A 19,426-nucleotide genomic window follows, 5' to 3' on the forward strand; every position below is an offset into this window, starting at 1 on the left:
CGCTCATGGCCCGCCGACTCGACTACTCCGCCCGCTATCCGCTGCACACCACCGAAGAGGTCTACACGGCTCTGTCCAGCCGCCCCTACTGGGATGCGCGGATCGAGGAGATGCGGAAATACTCACCCAACGACGTGGTGAACCTGACGGCGGGCGACGACGGAATCGAGGTGGTGCTGCGTCATGTGCTGCCGCGCGACATGCTGCCGCCCATGGCGCAGACCGTCATGCGCGGCGATATGACCATCACCCGCACCGAGCACTACGGCCCGTTCGGGCCCGAGGTGCACGGCACCTATACCGCGGAAATCCCGAACGGGCCGGGCACGCTCGGCGGGAAACTGCACCTGTTCCCCACCGAGATCGGCTGCACCCTGCGCATCTCCTCCCGGGCGCAGGTGCACATCCCGTTCTTCGGAACCAAGCTCGAACAACTGCTGCTCGTGAACCTGATCGACCTGTTCCGGGCGGAAGCCGAAATGACACAGCGGTGGCTGGACGAGCTGAAACCCGTCCACTAGCCAAGCCCATCGGCACCATCACGCGCGGCACCACCGGCATCAACCGGTTGCGGCGCGGTGACCGGTGGCTGGTCCACGACGAACTGGTAACCGGGCGGCTGCTGGCCGCGACGCGGCCGCTGGTCGTGGACCTCGGCTACGGGGCCATGCCGGTCACGACGCTGGAATTGGCCGCGCGGCTGCGCACGGTGCGCGCCGATATTCGCGTGGTGGGGTTGGAGATCGACCCCGAGCGGGTGGTGCCCGGCCGCGACGGCGTCGAATTCGCGCGCGGGGGTTTCGAATTGGCGGGCCTGCGGCCGGATCTGGTGCGGGCCTTCAATGTGCTGCGGCAGTATCCGGAATCGGCGGTGCCGGGGGCCTGGGACACCATCCTCGGGAATCTCGCGCCCCGCGGGCTGCTGCTGGACGGCACCTGCGACGAACTCGGGCGGCGGTGCGCGTGGGTGCTGCTCGACCGCGCCGGACCGCTCTCACTGACCCTCGCCTGGGATCCGTTCGATATCGAGAAACCCTCCGACCTCGCCGAACGACTGCCGAAAGTCCTGATCCACCGCAATGTTCCGGGCGAACGCATCCACACGCTGCTGACCGCCGCCGATCGGGCCTGGGCCCACGCGGCACCGCTGGCGGTGTTCGGGCCGCGGGTGCGGTGGCGGCACGCGGCGAATCTGCTGCGGCAGGAGGGCTTTCCGCTGCGGGCCTACCGGCGGCGGCTGCGCGACTGTGTGCTGTCGGTGCCGTGGGCGGCCGTCGCGCCGCGGTGAGTGGAATCCGGCGAGCAGCCCGACCGTCGTGCGGGACATCAACACTCGGGCGGGTCGCGCCGCGCGGGTCGCGGCGAACCCCCCGTGCTGGGTGGCTGCCTCCCAGCGGACGGGAACCGCAGTCGAGCCGGTGGCGGCAGCGCGCAGATCGGCGGGCTCAGCGCGGGCGGAGGTGGCGTTCGCCGAAGTCGCGCACCGCGTCCAGGCAGCCGAGGAGGGTGGAGGGGGCCAGCAGGGAACTCGGTTGGAAGGGCTGCCGCCAGAGGCCGCCGTGCGCGGCGCCGGTGGTGAAGAGGGCTTCCGGGTTGGGGTCGGGGTTCGGGGGCGGGTCGAACAGGTCGGCCACCAGTTTGGCGGCCAGCAGGGTGCGGGCCGTCGACGGTTCGAACACCTCTATGCCGTAGTGGTCGATGCCTCGCAACGTGATCGGGCGCAGCGTGGCCTCGCGGATATCGGTGGGCCAGGCGGGCGGGGCGACCGTATAGGAGACCGTGCCACCGGCGGCACGGGTCAGTACGGCGCGCCAGCGCGGAAGGCGTTGGGCCAGGGCGTAATCCGGGCCGAGGATGGTTGGCAGGTTGTCGAACAGGCCCCATTCCTCGCCGTCGGCGGTGCGGACCGGCTCCGGATAGTTCGGGTGATACACCGGCCAGGGGGTCACGCGGCGCAACGCATCCTGCACCGTGCCGCGCACGCCCCGGCCGGTCGAGTGCTCCCGCGCCGCCGCCAGCACCGCCGGGGGCACCGCGTAGCAGTCGGTGGACGCGCCCAGATAGGCGAGCGCGGTATCCGGGCGGGCATGCCGTACCGCCTCGGCGAGCACATCGGCCGCCGCGGACAGGCGCACCCCGGCCGCGCCCGGATTGCTCGCGTACAGGCCAAGCACCGGGCGGGCGTCGGCATGGGCGAGTATCCAACGAACCAGCGTCGGAAAGTGTTTGGTGAGATCCGCGCCCGGACCGGACTCGGTGAGCGGGAAACGCAGCGAGCCCGCGCGGGCTCGCGCCAGGGCGTGCAGGCGATCCCAGCGAAAGCGGCCCGGCCGGTCCACCGCCAAAACCTCCGCACCCCAGGACAACAGCGGCCGCAAGGGAGCGAGATGCGCGGACGCGCCCACCACCGTCAGCCGGAAACCGGGCAGCGACAGCCACTCCGGATGGTCGACGACCCGCTCCACCGCCGCCGCGAAACCCGGCTCCACGATGCCGTCGCGCCGCCAGTCGGCCAGCTGCCGCCGCAACCGTTCCTCCGCCAGCACCTCACCGCGATACGGCACCTCCAGCCGCCGCACCGGTTCGGCCTCGCCGTCGATGCGCCCGGTGGCCAGATCCGTATCGTCGGCCTCCGCCGCCACATTCACCGATCGCAGCGATGTCACCCGACGGCCCGCCGCGAACCGCAGCATGGTGCGCAGCGACGCCAACCCCTCCTCGGCGATACCCAGCGACACCGCCGGCGCGGACACCGCCAACGCCGTCACACCGCGAAACACCCCGCGATACCCGCGCCGCCAATCCCGGCACGTCTCCACCGACTGCGCCAGATCCGCGTCGAACCGCCGCACCGCATCGGCCACCACCGCGGCGGTGAACATATCCGCGACCCGATCCGGCGGCCCCGGGGGAAAGCTCAGATCCCACGCACCACAGCCGACCTTCCCCATGATCAGTCACCATGCCACGAACCGGATTCCGGCGCGACCCCGCCGACGCCGCACCCACCACATGCCGTGACCGACATCGAACCTCCGGACTCGATACGCCGCACGAGCCCGGCCCACGAGCCGACGGTGATGCCACACCGGCCGATACATGACGCCACCCAGCCAACCCTCCGCTCGTCCACAGCGGACAGTCCCGACCGGCGGCCCTGCGACACGAGCAACGCTGTCGGGCGTTGACGCGTGGACGAAGGCGCCGACGACTGAGGCGTGCCGCAGCCGCGGTCAGACGCAGGCGCGGACGCAGCCAGAAGCAAGCGCGGACGCAGCCAGATACGGGCGTCGACGCAGCCGAGCGCGAGCGCGGGGCACGGTCAGGCGCCGGTGCGGTTCACGCGCGGGCGAGGGCGCGGTGTAGGCGGGCGGCGGTGGGTGGGGGGAGGGCGGTGCAGGCGGTGCGGATGTCGGTGCTGGCGCAGCGGTCGATGGCTACCGCGTCGGCCACCACTTCGTCCAGGGCGGATTGGCCGATGCCGGTTTCGGCCAGGTCGAGGACCGTGCGCAGCGGGGTGGTGACCAGGAACGCGCCCGCCGACTGGATGTCGGAGCGGGTGAGGGCGCGGCGCAGGACCACCAGGCGCGGGGAGAGCGGGAAGCGGCCCACCCCGGCGGAGATATGGACGTAGCGGGGGCGCAGGCGACCCAGACCGTGCAGTTCGGCGGCGCTGTGGTGGGAAACCGCGGCGGCGCCGTCGAACCAGGCCGACCACATGGCGTACTCGTCGAGCGGGCCGTCGGGCCAGTCGGTCAGGCGCAACAGGCCCACTCCGGCCCTGGACACCGTGCCGTCCCGCAAACCGTCGCGGACCTGGACCTCGCAGCCGGTGCGCAGCACCTGCCGGGTCGTGAAATACCCCGCGTGCCGGCCGGCCAGCTGCCGCAACGCCTGCCATCCGCGCCCGAAATCCCGCTCCGCTGCGGCTTCCCCAGCCATGTGAAACAGGTTACGCCGCTCTTTGTGCGTTATGTCACATTCCGCCCGGGTTCGGTCAACACCTCATCGGAAGCACAGAGCCCACACAGAAACCTCGGGAAGAATCGCCCCCATGAGCTCGAAACCCACCTCGGACGACGCGGCCGAGCGCGATACCGGCGCGCCTCACGCCTCGGACCCGGACGCCACCCTGGTCGGCGGCACCGGAAACGAAGTGAGCCACGAGCCGGGCACCGCCCTACCGGACCCCACCGCCGAACACAGACCAGAAGCACCCGGCGGCGACCATGCCACCGAGATCCTCGGCACCGGCGAGACCGCCCACAACGCCCGACCGGCGCACGCCCCCGACGCACCCGGAGCCGACGACACCACGCGGGCATTCGGAGACCGCGAGTCGGTCTCGGACTCGGCACCGACCGAAGTACTCGGCGCGAACCCGACGGCCGGAAACAACGACACCACCACGGCATTCCCCGGCCGTGTGTCCGTGTCCGACTCGGCGCCCACCGAAGTACTGGGCAACTCCCCCGATGCCGCATACCCGCAGCACGCCGAAATGCGCGGGGCACAGGAGAATCCGGCCGATCACCGCACCGAGGTGCTCGGTCCGACCGGCGGTCCGAATCCGTCTGGCCACCAGGACACCGCGGCGCTCGGGGCGGCGGGCGATCCGTACCCGTCCGACCGCCAGGACACCACGGCGCTGGGACCGTACGGCACCGAGACCTTCGACGCGGCCGCTCTGGCGGCGGGCGCGGCACCAGGCGGTGAACAGCAGCCGCCGACCACTCCCCCGCCGCCGGTGGGGCCGAATGCCGCTGGCTCCGGAGGAGGTTCGTCCTGGATGCGTGGTCGCACCCTGCTCGTCGTCGCCCTGGTGGTCTCGCTGCTCGCCATCGCCGCCCTGGCCGGTGGTGAGGCGTACGCGCGGCGGACCGTGGAGAACTGCATCACCTCCCAGTTCGAACAGGAGATGGGGTCCAGGATCGACGTGTCCTTCGGGGCCAAACCCATGCTCATCACCATGTTCGACGGCAAGGTGTCGTCGGTGACGGTGAACAGCGACGACACCAAATTCGGTCCCGCCGTGGGCATGGTGGTGCACGCGAAGTTCAACGACATCGAAGTGGTGGACAACGGGCGCGGCGGCGGCACCATCGGCAGTTCCTCCGCCGACGTCACCTGGAGCAACGACGGCATCGCGAAAACCTTGGGCGGCTTGGTTTCCGGAGTCCAGTCCAATCCGACCAAGGACACGCTGACCTTCGCGGTGCTGGGTGGACTCGCGGGCCTCGAGGTCAAGCCTCAGGTGGTCGGCGGCAAGGTGGAGGTCACCACCGAAGCGGCCTCGCTGCTCGGCTTCGGCCTGCCCACCGATCTGGTCGAGGGCATCGTCGACCTGATGGCGGAGAGCCTGCAGAGCTACCCGATGGGCCTGCGGCCCACCGAGGTCCAGGTCACCGACAGCGGCCTGCGCGTCCTGCTCGCGGGCGGCAAGACCGAACTGCCCGCCGCACAAGGGGATTCCTCCGACTTCCGCTGCTGAGGTACGCACCGACAGCGCGCCGACCGGGCCGGACCTGGTCGGCGTCGCCGTGCGAGCGGCCGTCCTGCGCGACGTCACCAGGCTCGGGCCGCGACGATTCGCCGCGGCATCAGTCCGGGAACCCGGCCAGCACCTCGCGCGAGCGCGACAACCCGAGCCGGGTCGCCCCCGCCGCGATCATCTCCGCCGCCGCCTCCGCCGTGCGGATGCCGCCGCTGGCCTTGACGCCCAGACGGTCCCCGACCGTCTCGGCCATCAACCGCACCGCGTGCGCGCTCGCCCCGCCGGACGGATGAAAACCGGTGGAGGTCTTCACGAAATCGGCTCCGGCGCGTTCGGCAGCCCGGCAGCATTCCACGATCGCGGCATCGGTGAGAGCCGCCGATTCGATGATCACCTTGAGCAGTGCGCGGTCCCCGATGGCCTCGCGCACCGTGATGATGTCGCCCAGCACCGCGTTGAAATCCCCCGCCACCGCCGCGCCGACGTCGATGACCATATCCACCTCGTCCGCGCCCTGGTCCACCGACAGACGCGCCTCGGTGCCCTTGACCAGCGAATGATGCTTACCGGACGGAAAACCCGCGACGGTGGCCACCGCCAGACCGGGGGCGCGCAGCGGCAGCATGGACGGCGACACGCAGACCGCGAAGACGCCGAGGTCGCGGGCCTCGTCCACGAGCGCGGCCACCTGCGCGGCGGTCGCCTCCGGTGCGAGCAGGGTGTGATCGATCAGTGCCGCCACGTCCCGGCGGGAAAGCTGTGCCATGGGCTGTGAGTTTGGCATATCGGTGGCAATTTCATTGCGAGTGCGGACCGCTGTCCCGCACACTCGTAGGTGTGCTGATTCGTCGCGAGCGTCCGGGCGACGTCGCCGCCATCGCCGCGGTGCACCGGAACGCCTTCGCCGCCCAGTACGCCAACGCCCACGGCGAGCCCTGGCCGGACGATGGCGCACCGGCGGCCCTCGCCGATCCCCCCGAGGTCGATCTCGTCCGGCGGCTGCGCGACAACTCCGGATGGATGCCCACGCTCACCATGGTGGCCGAGATTCAGGACCGCGTGGTCGGCCATATCTGCCTCACGCGGGCCGCGGTCGGGCCGTTCCCGGTGCTGGCGCTCGGCCCGATCGGCGTATTGCCGGAATTCCAGAGCGGCGGCGTCGGCGCGGCCCTCATGCACGCGGCGCTGGGCGCGGCCGACGCACTCGACGAACCCCTGGTGGGCCTGCTGGGCAGTCTCGACTACTACCCGCGATTCGGCTTCGTGCCGGGTGCGCGGCTGAGCATCGTGCCGGACAATCCCGAATGGGCGTCGCATTTCCAGGTACGGCCGCTGAGCGCGTACGAGGACGAGATCAGCGGCGAGTTCCGCTACGCCGACCCGTTCTACGCGCTGGGGTGACGCCGCGTCCCGGTCACCCCGGGCGGTACCGGCGGGCGACGGCCATCGTCCCGGCGGGATGGAAGGGCCGGACGCGGGTGGCGTCGCCCCTGACGGAGCTCACAGTGCCGCCCCTGGGAGGATGGCCGGTATGAGTTCTGCCGCTGCCACCGATGATCGGCGCTATGTGCTGACCCTGGGCTGCCCGGACCGTCCGGGCATCATCGCCCGGATCACCTCTTTCATCGCCGACTTCGGCGGGTCGATCGTGGAGGCCGGTTACCACTCCGATTTCGAGACCGGCTGGTTCTTCACGCGGCAGGCCATCGAGGCGGCCACGGTGCCGTTCGGCCTCGACGAACTGCGCGACCGGTTCACCGCCGTGGCGGCGGAGCTGGGTCCGGAAACCGAATGGCAGGTCCACGACTCCGGGGCCAAGCGCCGTGCCGTCCTGCTGGTCAGCAAGGACGGGCACTGCCTGCACGACCTACTCGGCCGCGCCACCATGGGCGAGCTGCCCGCCACCATCGAAGCCGTGATCGGCAACCACCCCGACTTGGCCGCGATCACCGAGGCGCACGGCGTGAAATTCCACTACGTGCCCTTCCCCAAGGACCCCGCCGAACGCGGCCCGGCCTTCGAACAGGTGCGGGAACTCGTGGACGTGCACGATCCGCACGCCGTGGTGCTGGCCCGGTTCATGCAGGTATTGCCGCCGGAACTGTGCGAGCACTGGGCGGGGCGCGCCATCAATATCCACCACAGCTTCCTGCCGTCGTTCGTGGGCGCGCGCCCGTATCACCAGGCATTCGCCCGCGGCGTCAAGCTGATCGGCGCGACCTGCCACTACGTGACGGCCGAACTCGACGCGGGCCCGATCATCGAACAGGACGTCATTCGCATCGACCACGCCGACACCGTGCGCGATATGGTCCGGCAGGGGCGCGATATCGAGCGCGTGGTGCTGGCGCGTGGGCTGCGCTGGCACCTCGAGGGCCGGGTGCTCGTACACGGCCGCCGCACCGTCGTCTTCTCCTGAACGCGGCGGTTGTCCGCCGGATTACCCGGCGGCGGCGATATTTCCGCGACGACCGATCCGAATAATGCGGTCGACCTCGGTATTGAACTCGTCGACGGCCTCGATATTCGGCAGGTGGCCGGTCGGCAGGATCACGTAGCGCTCCAGATTGCCCGCCGCCGAGAGGGTGTCGGCGATCTCGCGGGAGTGGATCTCGGGCAGCAGCCGGTCGTGTGAGCCCGCCATGACGGTGGTGGGTACGCACAGGTCCGCGGCGGCGCCGTTGATGTCCAGGTCGATCAGCCCGCGGGCCACGGCGGCGCGCACCGACGGACGGCACGAGCGCACGATGGACAGGCCGAATACCGCCTGGTCGGTGGTGGCCGACGGGGTCAGCAGCCGCGACTTTGCGATCAGATTCACCGCCGGGCCGCCCGGCAGTGGAACCGGGGTGCCGAACAGCGCCAGCGCCATCAGGCGCGGCGCCGGAATCAGATCGTTGAACAGCGGAATCACGGTGGCACGAGCGGAGATTCGGCCCGCCGCGGTGGTGGCCAGCAGGACCGACCTGGCCCGCTGCGCCACCTGCTCCGGGTAGTGCTTGGCCCACGCCTGAATGGTCATGCCGCCCATGCTGTGTCCCACCAGCACCGCGCGCTGCCCGGGACGCAGCACCGCGTCCAGGATGTCGGAGAAGTCGTCGGCCAGCTGCGCATCGCTGAAACCGCGCGTGCCGAGGCCGCTTTCGCCGTGGCCGCGCTGATCGAAGGAGACCACTCGGTAGTCACCGGCGAAGGCGTTGATCTGCGGGTACCAGTACTCCAGGCTGCACGACCAGCCGTGCGCGAAGATCAGCACATCGCGATCGGCCGGGCCGTAGGCGTGCACGCGCAGCTTCGCGCCGTCGCGCGTGGTGACCGGAATGACGTCGGGGGCGATTCGCGGTGCGTTGAACGACTCGGTCGCGTACGTCCGAGCCCGCAGTCTGGCCCGGTACGGGGCGGTCAGCGCGTCGGCCCGGAGGTCGGTCACCGCTTCAGGCAGCTTCACCAGCATGAGCACTCCTTTGTGTCCTACGGCACACTACCCAGCAAGCACTGGCGCTAGCAATAGCAAGCACCCGAATCGTGACACTCGGTCGTATGCGGCCGCGTTCATTGATTACCCGTTCCGCCGCAATGACATTCGTCCGGGAAATCGGCGCGACTGTTACCTACAACACAGTTTGAGCGTGGAATATGCCCGCTCCGACATGCCGAATGCCCGCGCGACACCGTTGTCGCACGGGCATCCGCGCTCCCGCGCGAGCGATCTACGCGCCGACGGCGGCCGGAATCGCGAAGGCAGCCTTGGCAACCCGAGCCAGTTCGGCATTGAACCGCTCGTATGCCTCGACATTGCCGAGATGACCGGTGGGGAGAATGTGGTAGCCGTCGAAAGAGCCCGCCTCACGCAGCATTTCGACAATGCGCTCGGAATGCACGGGCGGGGTCATGAAATCGAACTCGCCCGCGATGACCGTGGTCGGCACGGTGAAGTTCAACGCGCCCCGACCCACGTCGAGGTAGGACAGCAGGGTGCCGAAGCGACCGCGCACGGCCGCCGGGCAGGAGCGCACGATGTTGTGCGAGAACACGGCGATATCGCCGACCGCGGCCAGCGTCATGATCTGACGGCGCAGCACCCAGGGGATCGGCGCGACCGGCGGCAGCGGGAGCGGCGCGCTCAGGGCCAGCAGGCCGATCAGGAAGGGGAGGCGACGGGCCAATTCGGGGCCGAAGCTCGGCACCACCGTGGTCTCGGCGATCAGATCCGCGGACGCGGTATTGGTGAGCAGCACGGCCGCCGCACGGGCGGGCACCTGCTCGGGATGGCGACCGGCCCACGCCTGCATGGTCATACCGCCCAGGCTGTGACCGACCAGGACCGCGCGTTCGCCGGGGCGCAGGGTGGCCTCCAACACCGCCTGCAGGTCGTCGGCCAGCAGGTCGGTGGTGAGCGGGCTGCGGCCGCGCTCACTCTCGCCGTGGCCGCGCACGTCGTAGGCGACCACGCGGTAGTCGCCGGCGAAGGCGTTGATCTGGGGGTTCCAGTATTCGAGGCTGCAGGTCCAGCCGTGCACCAGGACGATGGTGTCGGCGTCGGCGGGACCGTAGACGTGCGCCCGCAACCGGACGCCGTCGCCGGCGGTGACGGTGACGACCTCGTGGGGCGCGGACGGGGTGTTGAGCGCCGCGGTCTCGTAGACCCGGGTCCGCAGGCCCGCCCGGTGGGCGAGCATCAGATCACGGACCCGCCCCGCAAGGTCCGCTGGTGTAGGCAGCTTTGCCCGCATAGGACACTCCTTTGTGTTACTGCTAGATACAGTAACTCCATCGGAGGCCCGCTTGCTAGTGCAAGCACCAAAAAAATTCGGGTGCCAGCAGTCCACACAGGACCGCCGACACCCGGCAATTTCTTCGCGGAGGCCCGCCTCCGCCGCGTCTACCAGCGCGGACCGCGCTGCACCTCATCGACCTTGGGGCGCACATCCGCCAGATACACACCGCTGGCGACGACCGCGATGATCATCAGCAATCCCACGCCGCCCTGCGCCAGCAGCACGAACAGCAGCGCGCCGCACAGAATGCCGACCCACGCGGGCTTGCTCAGCTTGTCGACGGCCGTGAACGCGTCCGGGCGCTGCCGAACCGCGTGGATCAGCGCGAAGAGGGTCATACCGAGCGCACCCAGCCACAGCAGCAGAAAAATCATCCCGGTAATCGAAGTCACCCCACCCATGATACGAGCAACACCGCCACGGCACCGGCCCGAAATCACCGGTCGGACATACCGGATTCGCGCCGCCCCCGAGTGCCGCCCAGAATCAGCCGCTATGAGGATGACCGCCTGGCGAATCGTCGCCTACCCGCTGCTGACCGCGTGTGCGCTGGATCTGGAGCGGCTATCCGCACCGGAACGCCGCATTCGCCGTCGCCCTGGCCATTCCACTGCTGGTCACCATCGGCCTGGACATCACCGCGACGCTCTGGGCACGCCGGATCCTCAGCGAGAGTCGGCCGGATGCGAACCCCGATCCCGAGGTCGAGCCGTGAGCCACACCCGCCGGGCGACGGCACTGAGAACGCCGACGGCGGCCTCCGCGCATCGTCATGTGCGGAGGCCGCCGGAACGGGGTGCCGCTTACTTCTTGGCGGCGGGGGTGGCCTTCTTGGCCGGGGCCTTCTTGGCGGGAGCCTTCTTGGCCGGGGCCTTCTTGGCGGCCGGCGGCGCGGCGGGCTCGTCGGTCACCTTGACGACCTCGGCCTCGACGGTCTCCTCGATCTCCTCGGCCTGCTCGGCCGCGCGGCCCAGCAGCGGGCCGACCTGGTCCTGCACCTTGCCGAGCACATCCTCGGTGCGGGTCACCAGATCGCTGTAGAAGCTCTCGACCTGCTCGAAGCGCTCCTCGAAGGTCGGGTTGGCGCGCAGCCGCTCGACCGTCTCCTCGCCGCGGGCGGCCAGGTCGGCGTACAGGTCGAGGACCTGGTGGTAGTACTGGTCGGCGAGGCGGCGCAGCTCCTCGGCGGTGAGCTTCTCGCGCAGCTCGGCGAGGTCGTCCGGCAGCTCGGAGGGCAGCGAGGACACCCGGGTGCGGATGGTCTCGATCTGCTCCTGCACATCGGCCGGCAGGTTGGCGAAGCGCTCGCGGGCCTCTTCCACGCGGCCGGACACGTCGGTGGCGGCGACCTGCTCGCGCACCTTCTCGACGATGTCCTTGACCTGCGCGTACACGGTGTCACCCGCGCCGACGCCGGCGTACAGCGGCTTGGCTACGGCGGTGGGAAGCTTGGTTTCGGTCATGGTTGTTCGTTCTCCTGGCGTGGCGGAACTTCAGTGATGCGGTGCGGAACCTCGTTGTCCCTGTCTCCCCCGGGAACGCCCCCCTTGTGGTCCGTCGCGTCCCCTCGGTCCTCGTTCGCCGCGTTTTCCCGGCGGAACGATTCGTAGATGTCCAGGAGCACCTGTTTCTGGCGTTCGGTGATCGCCGTCTCGGCCAGCAGGGCATCCCGGACCGGGCTGTGCGGCCTCTGCTCGAGGTACCCGGCCCGCATGTACAAGACCTCCGAGGACACCCGCAGACCTTTCGCGATCTGCGCGAGCACCTCGGCGGACGGGTTGCGCAATCCCCGCTCGATCTGGCTGAGGTACGGATTGCTCACCCCCGCCAGCGCGGCGAGCTGACGCAGGGAGACCTGCGCGGCCTCGCGTTGCGCCCGGATGAAGCCCCCGATGTCGTGCGCCGCGTTGGCTACGCGGCCCTTGGCATCTCCGCCGTCGTCGGACGTCTCCGACGACGGGTCGATGTTCGGGTTGGGAACCTCGGGTTCCTGTGCCATCACTCACCTTCCGGCGGTTGTGGGGTCAATTCTAAGTCAGGGTGCTAGCTCTTGCAAGCACCCCTGCTAGCACCAATTCGGCAAACGCCTGGCCGCCATATCTAGGCATTTGTCCAGTTTTGCCGTCAGCCTTGGAACAGCAGATGCGATATGGAATAAATCGCCAGGCCCGCGAGCGATCCCACCACCGTTCCGTTGATCCGGATGAATTGCAGATCGCGGCCCGCCTGCAATTCGATCTTCCGGCTGGCCTCCTCCGCATCCCAGCGGGCAACCGTGTCACTGACCAGCGTCGCGACCTCCTGGCCGTAGTTGGACACCAGATAGCGGGTGCCCCGCTCGACCCAGCCGTCGACCCGCTCGCTCATACCCGGTTCGTCCACCAGCCGCTGACCCAGCTGCTGCACATTGTCGGCCACCTTGCGCCGCAGGGTGGAGTTCGGATCCTCGGCCGACTCCAGGATCATCCGCTTGGCCGCCCGCCAGGTGGCATGTGCCATACCGGTGATCTCCTCCCGGCCCATCAGTTCCGACTTCACCCGTTCGGCCTTCTTGATCATCGCGTCGTCGAATTGCAGATCGTGTGCGAATTCGGAGAGGAACCGATTCGCCGCCTGCCGCACCTCATGATCCGGCTGCGAGCGCACCTTCCAGGTGAATTCCACCAATTCCCGATAGATCCGCTCGGCCAGCAGCGTGTTGACGAACTTCGGCGCCCAGCCCGGAGCGTCGCGCTCGACGATGCGATCGATGGTCTCCTGACTGCCCAGCGCCCACTGGTGCGCCCGCTCCGCCAGCAGGTCCAGCAGCGGCTGCTGCCGGTTGTCGGCCAGCAGCTCGTCGAGCACCTTGCCGATCGGCGGCCCCCACAGCGGTTCGGCGATGCGCTTGACGATGGTGTGGTCGATGACCTGCTCGACATCCTCGTCGCGCAGCACGCCGATGACCGCCCGCAGAATGGTGGCCGACTCCTCCGCCACCCGTTCGGCATGCTCCGGATTCGCCATCCAGCGGCCCAGGCGCAGCGAGATCTGGGCCGAATTCACCTTCTCCGCCACCACGTCCGGGGACAGGAAGTTGGTGCGCACGAAATCGCCCAGACTCTCGCCGAGCTGATCCTTCTTCTTGCGGATGATGGCGGTGTGCGGAATCGGCAGGCCCAGCGGATGCCGGAACAGCGCCGTCACCGCGAACCAGTCGGCCAGCGCGCCGACCATGCCCGCCTCGGACGCGGCCCGCACGTAACCGACCCAGTCGCCGCCCGCGCCGCGCGATTCGGTCCAGCGGCAGAAGAGATAGATGATCGTCGCCACGGCCAGGAAGGCGGTGGCGACCAATTTCATCCGCCGTAGGTCGCGCGCCTTGCCCTCTTCGTCCATGAGGTCGGCGAAGGCCCCGGTCGGCGCGCTCTTCTTGGCCGGCTCGAGTACCCCGGTGCTGCCGGTGGGTTGCTCCATATGTTCCATTCTGCGGTGTCGCGCCGACTGCGCCCGGCTACCGGGCCGCGCCCGAACCGCGATATCGGGCGCATGCGAGGCTTAAGCTGAAGGGGACCAGCACCGGAACGCGAGCGAGGGAGTCGACGCTGACCACGAAGGAGACCGTGAGCGCCGCCATGGACACCACAGCGCGCCCCGGCCGCGTGGACGGCCGCAAGCGACGCTGGCAGCAGCACAAGATAGATCGACGCGAGGAACTCGTCGACGGGACCCTCGCCGCCATCCGCAAGCGCGGTGGCGATGTGGGCATGGACGAGATCGCCGCCGAGATCGGCGTGTCCAAAACCGTCCTGTACCGATACTTCTCGGACAAGCAGGATCTGACGCGGGCCACCATGGAGCGGTTCATCGAGACCACGCTCATGCCGCGTATCTACGAGGCCATCAGCGACGACCTCGACGAATATCAGCTGGTACGCAATACGCTCGCCGCCTACGTGCACACGGTGGACGCCGACACCGACGTCTACCGCTTCATCATGGGCAACGGGGCCTCCACCGACACCTCCACGCTCGCCGACTTCGAGAAGTTGTTCGCGCAGGTGGTGGCGGCGGTCATCACCGACAAGGCGATCGACCGGGAGGTCGATACGCGCGGGGCGATGCTGTGGGCGTACGTCCTCGTCGGCGGCGTGCAGCTGGCGACGGACTGGTGGGTCACCAACCGCACCATGTCGAGCGAGGAGATGCTCGACTACCTCACCATGATGGCGTGGAGCGCGATCGAGGGCATGATCCGCGCGGGCGGTTCGCGGGAGTGGTTCAACGCCCAGGAGCATGTACTCCCGGATCCGGAAAACCGGGCCTGACGGGCCGATCCGGTTCCTGCCGACCGAACTTTCCACGAAGCGGAAATCCGCACGGCAACAATCCGCACCGGGGTAGTCCGTTCGGCAGAAACACGGTGCTAGGCCGGATCGACGCCCTTTGGTTAGTCTGATCAACGGCGGGCACGAGAGTGCGGGAACAGCCGCCGAGTCGGCACCAACGGGGGCGCCGACACCTTCTGGAGGGTCACCTATGGCGAAAGAGCTGCCCACATCCAGGCTGGCGCGGGGGACGAAGCTCGGTATGGCGGTCGCCGGTAATGCCTTGCGCGCACAGAAGACCCGGCGTTCCATGCGGGGGCGTTCGGAGGCCGTCCGCGCCCGGATGGCCGAGGAGTCCATGATCCGGGCCACCGAACAGATGGTGATGGTGCTGGGCACCATGAAGGGCGTCGCCATGAAACTCGGGCAGATGCTCTCGGTACTCGACCTGGATCTGGTGCCGCCCGAACACCGCGACCGCTTCCAGCGCCGCCTCGCCGTCCTGCGCGACAGTGCGCCCACCGTGAACTTCGATGTCATGCGCGCGGTCATCGAGGAGGACTACGGCAAACCGCTCGACCAGGTCTTCGCCACCTTCGAGCCGGAACCGATCGCCGCCGCCTCCATCGGCCAGGTGTACCGCGCCACCCTGCACGACGGCCGCACCGTGGCGGTGAAGGTCCAGTACCCGGGTATCGACGCCGCGGTGCGCGCGGATCTGAAGAACCTGGCCATGTTTCGCCGCGTCCTGCAGTCGGCCATGCCCTGGGTGACGCCCGCGGTCCTGGACGAGCTGCGACTGAATCTGGAGAGCGAACTCGACTACGTCGCCGAGGCCGATACCCAGCGCGAGATCGCGCGGCTGTTCGCGGGGCATCCGTTCATCTTCGTACCCGACACCATGCCGGAGCTGTCCACCACCCGGGTGCTGGTGAGCGAGTACTTCGCGGGCCGCGGCTTCGACGAGATCCGGCAGCTGCCCGATGCCGAGCGCAATCGCATCGGTGAGATCATCTACCGCTTCTACGTGGGTTCGCTGTTCACCTTCAACGAATTCTGCGGCGATCCGCATCCGGGCAATCTGCTGCTCGGCGATGACGGGCGGGTCGCGTTCCTCGATTTCGGGCTGTTCAACCGGATGGATCCCGAGCACGTCCAGTTCGAGATCACCTGTATCCGCGCCGCCGCCGAGGAGCGCGCCGAGGATCTGCGTGACCTCATGGTGCAGCGTGGCGTCATCGAGTCACCCGAGGAGATCACGCCCGAGGAGTGCCTGGAATACGTGCTGGCGGCCTGCGAGTGGGCGCTCATCGACCAGGAGTTGACCATCACGCCCGAGCTGGCCTCCGGGGCGTTCGTGCTCGCGGTGGATCCGCGGGCCAGTGAGTTCGCGGGGATGAAGCAGCAGAATCTGCCGCCGGAGCACCTGTTCTCGCGGCGCGCGGATTTCCTGACCTTCGGCATGCTCGGGCAGTTGGAGGCCACCAACAACTGGCACCGCATCGCCCGCGAATGGCTCTACGGCGACGAGCCGGTCACCGACCTGGGCAAGGCGCATCACGCCTGGCTGGCGACCCGCCCCGCGCCGGAACCGAAGCCGAAGGCCGCGCCCGCCAAGAAGAAGACCACCCGCAAACGCACCACCACCAAGGCGTGAACCGCCGCATGAGGAGAAGTCAATGGCCGATCGGGAATTCGACCTCGTACTGTTCGGGGCGACCGGCTTCGTGGGGAAACTGACCGCGGAATATCTCACCCAGGCCGCGCCCGCGGGCGCACGCATCGCGCTGGCGGGCCGTTCGGAAGCGAAGCTGGCGGCGGTGCGCGCCGAACTCGGTGCGGCCGCGGCGGACTGGCCGCTGGTGATCGCGGATTCGTCGGATCAGGCGTCGCTGGACGCGCTGGCCGCGCGCACCAAGGTGGTGGTGACCACGGTCGGCCCGTACCTGCGCTACGGTCTGCCGCTGGTCCAGGCGTGCGCCGAGAACGGCACGCACTACGCCGATCTCACCGGTGAGCCGCTGTTCATCCGCGAATGCATCGACCGTTTCGGCGACAAGGCCGCCGAGACCGGCGCGAAGATCGTGAATTCCTGTGGCTACGACTCGATTCCGTCGGATCTGAGCGTGTACCAGCTGTACCGGCGCAGCGTCGCGGACAATACCGGCGAACTGACCGACACCACGCTGGTGGCGTGGCTCAAGGGCGGAATGAGCGGCGGCACCGTGGATTCCGGGCGGGCCATGATGGAGGCCATCGCGGCCGATCCGGCCAAGGCGTCGATCATGTCGCATCCGTATTCGCTCAGCCCGGACAAATCCCTGGACCCCGACGTGGGCCGCCAGACCGATCAGGCGCTGGCCCGGGCGTCGAGCATCGATCCCAGCCTGGACGGCTGGGTGGCGACCTTCGTGATGGCCGCGCACAACACCAAGGTGGTGCGCCGCAGCAACGGCCTGCTCGGCTGGCCGTACGGCAAGAACTTCCGCTACCGCGAGGTCATGAGCGTCGGATCGTCCACCGCCGCACCGCTGGTGGCCGCCGGGGTCGCGGGCGGCATCGTGGCGACCATGGCCGCGGGCGCGATGCTGTCACGTGTCGCGGTGGGCCGCAGGCTGCTCGACCGCATGGTGCCCAAGCCCGGCACCGGTCCGAGCGAAAGCGCCCGCCGCAGTGGGTGGTTCACCATGCGCACCTTCGCGCACACCACCTCCGGGGCGAAATACGTGTGCACCTTCGCCGGTCAGGGCGATCCGGGCTATCAAGCCACCTCGGTCATGCTCGGGCAGTCGGGGCTGGCGCTGGCCTTCGACACACTGCCGGAGATCGCCGGAATCCTCACTCCCGCTTCGGCCATGGGTGACGCGCTCACCGAGCGGCTGCGCGCCGCCGGGATGACCGTCGAGGTCGAGACCGCCTGATCCGGTGGCGCCTCCGCGTGCGGGGGCGCCACCCGCGGGACGACCGCGCTCCCGTCTGCCGCGCGGTATCCAAAATGGATATCCAAAATCGGAATCCATAGTGGGCCAGGTCACATTCGAGCAACTTCCGGATCCACACACCGATTCGGGAGCTCCGGTAGGGTCCCCAGCGGGACACAGGGGTGCTCGCAGAAAGGGGAACGCCCTACATGTCCGCATCGGACGTCGGGAATCGCTCGGCACATCCCGGCTACCAGGGGGAACTCCTGCCGTGAACACCAAATGGCTGCTGACTCCCGAGGAGTTCAGCCTGATCTGGACCCGGGAGACCCGGCAGGACCGCCGCCCCTATCCGCTGCACACCATCCCCACGCCCGAAACCCCGGACACCGCACAGCGTTTGCGGCACCGGTTCCTGCGACGCACCGATCCGGAACTCACGGCCGCCCTCATGCTCTGCGCCCGCTCCGACGCCACCACCGTCACCCTGTTCGGCGAGCGGACCGCGGGCCCGGCCGTCCGCGCCTTCGCCGCGGTGGCGCAGCAGCGCGCCGGAGTGCTGATCGGACTGCCGGACGCCGTGAGCGTCATGGTGTGCCCGGCCGAGCGCCTGGGCCGGGAGCTGGTGGAGGCCGTCGGCTCCGCACCGGCCGGTCGCCTCGCCCCGTTGCGGGAACCCCAGGACGCGGTGCTGCGCGATGCGGGCGGCCATCGCTGCGCCGAACTCGAAACCCGGGGTGACGCAGCCCTCTTCCGCCGCAAACTGAACGAGCCGGTGGACGGGCGCGGTTTCATCACCGTGTCGGTGGACCCGGCCAATCCGCTGTCCCCGCCCACCCGGCACCGCACCTGGCTGGACTTCTCCGACGACGGCCGCTATCTGCTCACCACCGATGCCGACCTGACGCTGACCCCGGTGAACGACGAGGACTTCGCCGCCGCGCTCATGCACATGGCTCGGCTGTGAATCCTCCGGTTCCGGCGACAAGCGGGTGAACGCTTGGCAACGGGGGGATTTCGGCGAGTCCGCCACGCGGGCCCATCCCGCCGTGCTACATCTCAGAGATGGCGAAGTCGACTACCTGGTCTGTTCCGGTGACCAAGGCCCTGCGGGCGAACGGTACGAAGGTCAAGAAATTCGACACCTCGGCCACCCCCGGCTTCAAGGGCGACAAGAAGGCCGGGGAGAAGTTGCTCGCCCAGCGGGCCGTGGTGCTCTCCGATCTCCAGGAACGCCTGTACGCCAACGGCCGATCCGGCGATCAGCGCAGCGTCCTGCTGGTCCTGCAGGGCATGGACACCGCGGGCAAGGGTGGCATCGTCCGGCACGTCATCGGCTCGGTGGATCCGCAGGGCGTCGACCACGCCGCCTTCGGCGTGCCGACCGAGATCGAGCGCAAACACCACTACCTGTGGCGCATTCGCAAGGCGCTGCCCCGCCCCGGCCAGATCGGCGTCTTCGACCGCTCGCACTACGAGGACGTCCTGGTGGTGCGCGTCCACGAACTGGTCCCGCCGGAGGTGTGGGACAAGCGCTATGACGAAATCAACAAATTCGAGCGCAAGGTGGTCGACAGCGGCACCACGATCGTGAAGGTCGCCATGTTCGTCTCGCTCGACGAGCAGAAGAAACGCCTCATGCAGCGCCTCGAACGCACCGACAAGTATTGGAAGTTCAACCCGGCCGATATCGACGAACGTGCGCACTGGCCCGCCTATCAGGAGGCGTACCAGGCCGTTCTGGACAGGACGAACACCGAGTACGCGCCCTGGCATCTGCTGCCCGCCGATCACAAGTGGTATTCGCGCCTGGCCGTCACCGAATTGCTCATCGACGCCCTTCAGGGCCTGAAGCTGGAATGGCCGCCCGCGAACTTCGATATCGAGGAGCAGAAGCGCCGCCTGCTGAAGTCCTGACCCGTCGAC

At 68.9% G+C, this 19,426-nt stretch carries 20 protein-coding genes; 11 read left to right on the plus strand and 9 right to left on the minus strand.

The window, feature by feature from the left end; genetic code table 11:
• Positions 1–5 precede the first annotated feature (5 nt).
• Positions 6–521, plus strand: coding sequence for a DUF2505 domain-containing protein (locus tag ON31_RS27140; protein ID WP_029926158.1), 516 nt, complete (start codon positions 6–8; stop codon positions 519–521).
• On the plus strand, positions 491–1,288 hold the full coding sequence (locus tag ON31_RS27145; RefSeq protein ID WP_039817645.1) for a hypothetical protein: 798 nt from the start codon (positions 491–493) through the stop codon (positions 1,286–1,288). Before ON31_RS27140 ends, ON31_RS27145 begins: the two co-directional genes overlap by 31 nt.
• Positions 1,289–1,445: 157 nt before the next feature.
• On the opposite strand, the gene ON31_RS27150 is transcribed toward ON31_RS27145, so the two are convergent.
• Both ON31_RS27150 and ON31_RS27155 read right to left on the minus strand, forming a co-directional pair.
• The gene (locus tag ON31_RS27150) at positions 1,446–2,951 is read right to left on the minus strand and encodes a hypothetical protein (protein WP_051037800.1); all 1,506 of its coding nucleotides are present in this window, start codon (positions 2,949–2,951) and stop codon (positions 1,446–1,448) included.
• Between the two features lie 388 nt (positions 2,952–3,339).
• Positions 3,340–3,942 carry a type IV toxin-antitoxin system AbiEi family antitoxin domain-containing protein gene (locus ON31_RS27155; RefSeq protein WP_039817647.1) on the minus strand — a complete coding sequence of 201 codons (603 nt, stop codon included), beginning with the start codon at positions 3,940–3,942 and terminating at the stop codon, positions 3,340–3,342.
• A 112-nt stretch (positions 3,943–4,054) separates the two neighbouring features.
• On the opposite strand from ON31_RS27155, the gene ON31_RS38455 reads away from it, so the two are divergent.
• The gene (locus tag ON31_RS38455) at positions 4,055–5,491 is read left to right on the plus strand and encodes an LmeA family phospholipid-binding protein (protein ID WP_306306432.1); all 1,437 of its coding nucleotides are present in this window, start codon (positions 4,055–4,057) and stop codon (positions 5,489–5,491) included.
• Positions 5,492–5,600: 109 nt separating this feature from the next.
• Here ON31_RS38455 and deoC read toward each other — a convergent pair whose 3' ends face one another.
• Positions 5,601–6,260, minus strand: a complete 660-nt coding sequence (gene deoC / locus ON31_RS27165; protein WP_039817650.1) for a deoxyribose-phosphate aldolase — start codon at positions 6,258–6,260, stop codon at positions 5,601–5,603.
• A 71-nt stretch (positions 6,261–6,331) separates the two neighbouring features.
• Here deoC and ON31_RS27170 point away from each other — a divergent pair, with 71 nt between their 5' ends.
• Together ON31_RS27170 and purU are read left to right on the plus strand one after the other, a co-directional pair.
• Positions 6,332–6,895: a GNAT family N-acetyltransferase gene (locus ON31_RS27170; protein WP_039817653.1), complete on the plus strand. Its 564-nt coding sequence runs from the start codon at positions 6,332–6,334 to the stop codon at positions 6,893–6,895.
• Positions 6,896–7,025: 130 nt separating this feature from the next.
• Entirely contained in the window at positions 7,026–7,913 is an 888-nt protein-coding gene (gene purU / locus ON31_RS27175; protein ID WP_039817713.1) for a formyltetrahydrofolate deformylase, read from the plus strand.
• 21 nt (positions 7,914–7,934) lie between these two features.
• Here the strand turns inward: purU and ON31_RS27180 are convergent, their stop codons facing one another.
• From ON31_RS27180 to ON31_RS27190, 3 genes are all read right to left on the minus strand, one after another.
• The gene (locus ON31_RS27180; protein ID WP_039817714.1) at positions 7,935–8,948 is read right to left on the minus strand and encodes an alpha/beta fold hydrolase; all 1,014 of its coding nucleotides are present in this window, start codon (positions 8,946–8,948) and stop codon (positions 7,935–7,937) included.
• Between the two features lie 256 nt (positions 8,949–9,204).
• Positions 9,205–10,227, minus strand: a complete 1,023-nt coding sequence (locus tag ON31_RS27185) for an alpha/beta fold hydrolase (RefSeq protein ID WP_039817655.1) — start codon at positions 10,225–10,227, stop codon at positions 9,205–9,207.
• Between the two features lie 149 nt (positions 10,228–10,376).
• The gene (locus ON31_RS27190; protein WP_029926177.1) at positions 10,377–10,673 is read right to left on the minus strand and encodes a DUF2516 family protein; all 297 of its coding nucleotides are present in this window, start codon (positions 10,671–10,673) and stop codon (positions 10,377–10,379) included.
• A 143-nt stretch (positions 10,674–10,816) separates the two neighbouring features.
• On the opposite strand from ON31_RS27190, the gene ON31_RS36980 reads away from it, so the two are divergent.
• On the plus strand, positions 10,817–10,987 hold the full coding sequence (locus ON31_RS36980; RefSeq protein ID WP_157533786.1) for a hypothetical protein: 171 nt from the start codon (positions 10,817–10,819) through the stop codon (positions 10,985–10,987).
• An 88-nt stretch (positions 10,988–11,075) separates the two neighbouring features.
• Here ON31_RS36980 and ON31_RS27195 read toward each other — a convergent pair whose 3' ends face one another.
• From ON31_RS27195 to ON31_RS27205, 3 genes are all read right to left on the minus strand, one after another.
• A complete protein-coding gene (locus ON31_RS27195) occupies positions 11,076–11,735 on the minus strand; it encodes a hypothetical protein (protein ID WP_039817657.1) in 660 nt (219 codons plus the stop codon).
• The gene (locus tag ON31_RS27200; protein ID WP_029926181.1) at positions 11,732–12,271 is read right to left on the minus strand and encodes a helix-turn-helix domain-containing protein; all 540 of its coding nucleotides are present in this window, start codon (positions 12,269–12,271) and stop codon (positions 11,732–11,734) included. The genes ON31_RS27195 and ON31_RS27200 overlap by 4 nt, the downstream gene beginning before the upstream one ends.
• Before the next feature lie 125 nt (positions 12,272–12,396).
• Positions 12,397–13,728 (minus strand): DUF445 domain-containing protein, encoded by a 1,332-nt coding sequence (locus tag ON31_RS27205; RefSeq protein WP_081592769.1) that lies wholly within the window; start codon positions 13,726–13,728, stop codon positions 12,397–12,399.
• A gap of 158 nt (positions 13,729–13,886) precedes the next feature.
• Between ON31_RS27205 and ON31_RS27210 the strand changes: the two genes are divergently transcribed.
• From ON31_RS27210 to ON31_RS27230, 5 genes are all read left to right on the plus strand, one after another.
• The gene (locus ON31_RS27210; protein ID WP_051037801.1) at positions 13,887–14,579 is read left to right on the plus strand and encodes a TetR/AcrR family transcriptional regulator; all 693 of its coding nucleotides are present in this window, start codon (positions 13,887–13,889) and stop codon (positions 14,577–14,579) included.
• Positions 14,580–14,790: 211 nt separating this feature from the next.
• The gene (locus ON31_RS27215; protein ID WP_039817662.1) at positions 14,791–16,236 is read left to right on the plus strand and encodes an ABC1 kinase family protein; all 1,446 of its coding nucleotides are present in this window, start codon (positions 14,791–14,793) and stop codon (positions 16,234–16,236) included.
• 22 nt (positions 16,237–16,258) lie between these two features.
• Positions 16,259–17,500 carry a saccharopine dehydrogenase family protein gene (locus ON31_RS27220; protein WP_039817663.1) on the plus strand — a complete coding sequence of 414 codons (1,242 nt, stop codon included), beginning with the start codon at positions 16,259–16,261 and terminating at the stop codon, positions 17,498–17,500.
• 271 nt (positions 17,501–17,771) lie between these two features.
• Entirely contained in the window at positions 17,772–18,467 is a 696-nt protein-coding gene (locus ON31_RS27225) for an ESX secretion-associated protein EspG (RefSeq protein WP_039817665.1), read from the plus strand.
• A 98-nt stretch (positions 18,468–18,565) separates the two neighbouring features.
• Entirely contained in the window at positions 18,566–19,417 is an 852-nt protein-coding gene (locus ON31_RS27230; RefSeq protein ID WP_039817666.1) for a polyphosphate kinase 2 family protein, read from the plus strand.
• Positions 19,418–19,426 lie beyond the last annotated feature (9 nt).

The organism is Nocardia otitidiscaviarum NBRC 14405 (assembly GCF_000308635.1).
Taxonomy (GTDB): Bacteria; Actinomycetota; Actinomycetes; order Mycobacteriales; family Mycobacteriaceae; genus Nocardia; species Nocardia otitidiscaviarum.

Excerpts from the sequence above, each read along its gene's own strand:
- ON31_RS27205 (WP_081592769.1), bottom strand. The coding sequence starts at position 13,728 with ATGGAGCAACCCACCGGCAGCACCGGGGTACTCGAGCCGGCCAAGAAG.
- ON31_RS27185 (WP_039817655.1), bottom strand. The coding sequence starts at position 10,227 with ATGCGGGCAAAGCTGCCTACACCAGCGGACCTTGCGGGGCGGGTCCGT.
- ON31_RS27230 (WP_039817666.1), top strand. The coding sequence starts at position 18,566 with ATGGCGAAGTCGACTACCTGGTCTGTTCCGGTGACCAAGGCCCTGCGG.
- ON31_RS27200 (WP_029926181.1), bottom strand. The coding sequence starts at position 12,271 with ATGGCACAGGAACCCGAGGTTCCCAACCCGAACATCGACCCGTCGTCG.
- ON31_RS27220 (WP_039817663.1), top strand. The coding sequence starts at position 16,259 with ATGGCCGATCGGGAATTCGACCTCGTACTGTTCGGGGCGACCGGCTTC.
- purU (WP_039817713.1), top strand. The coding sequence starts at position 7,026 with ATGAGTTCTGCCGCTGCCACCGATGATCGGCGCTATGTGCTGACCCTG.
- ON31_RS27180 (WP_039817714.1), bottom strand. The coding sequence starts at position 8,948 with ATGCTGGTGAAGCTGCCTGAAGCGGTGACCGACCTCCGGGCCGACGCG.
- ON31_RS27150 (WP_051037800.1), bottom strand. The coding sequence starts at position 2,951 with ATGGGGAAGGTCGGCTGTGGTGCGTGGGATCTGAGCTTTCCCCCGGGG.
- deoC (WP_039817650.1), bottom strand. The coding sequence starts at position 6,260 with ATGGCACAGCTTTCCCGCCGGGACGTGGCGGCACTGATCGATCACACC.
- ON31_RS27210 (WP_051037801.1), top strand. The coding sequence starts at position 13,887 with ATGGACACCACAGCGCGCCCCGGCCGCGTGGACGGCCGCAAGCGACGC.
- ON31_RS27190 (WP_029926177.1), bottom strand. The coding sequence starts at position 10,673 with ATGGGTGGGGTGACTTCGATTACCGGGATGATTTTTCTGCTGCTGTGG.
- ON31_RS27195 (WP_039817657.1), bottom strand. The coding sequence starts at position 11,735 with ATGACCGAAACCAAGCTTCCCACCGCCGTAGCCAAGCCGCTGTACGCC.
- ON31_RS27155 (WP_039817647.1), bottom strand. The coding sequence starts at position 3,942 with ATGGCTGGGGAAGCCGCAGCGGAGCGGGATTTCGGGCGCGGATGGCAG.
- ON31_RS27140 (WP_029926158.1), top strand. The coding sequence starts at position 6 with ATGGCCCGCCGACTCGACTACTCCGCCCGCTATCCGCTGCACACCACC.
- ON31_RS27215 (WP_039817662.1), top strand. The coding sequence starts at position 14,791 with ATGGCGAAAGAGCTGCCCACATCCAGGCTGGCGCGGGGGACGAAGCTC.
- ON31_RS38455 (WP_306306432.1), top strand. The coding sequence starts at position 4,055 with ATGAGCTCGAAACCCACCTCGGACGACGCGGCCGAGCGCGATACCGGC.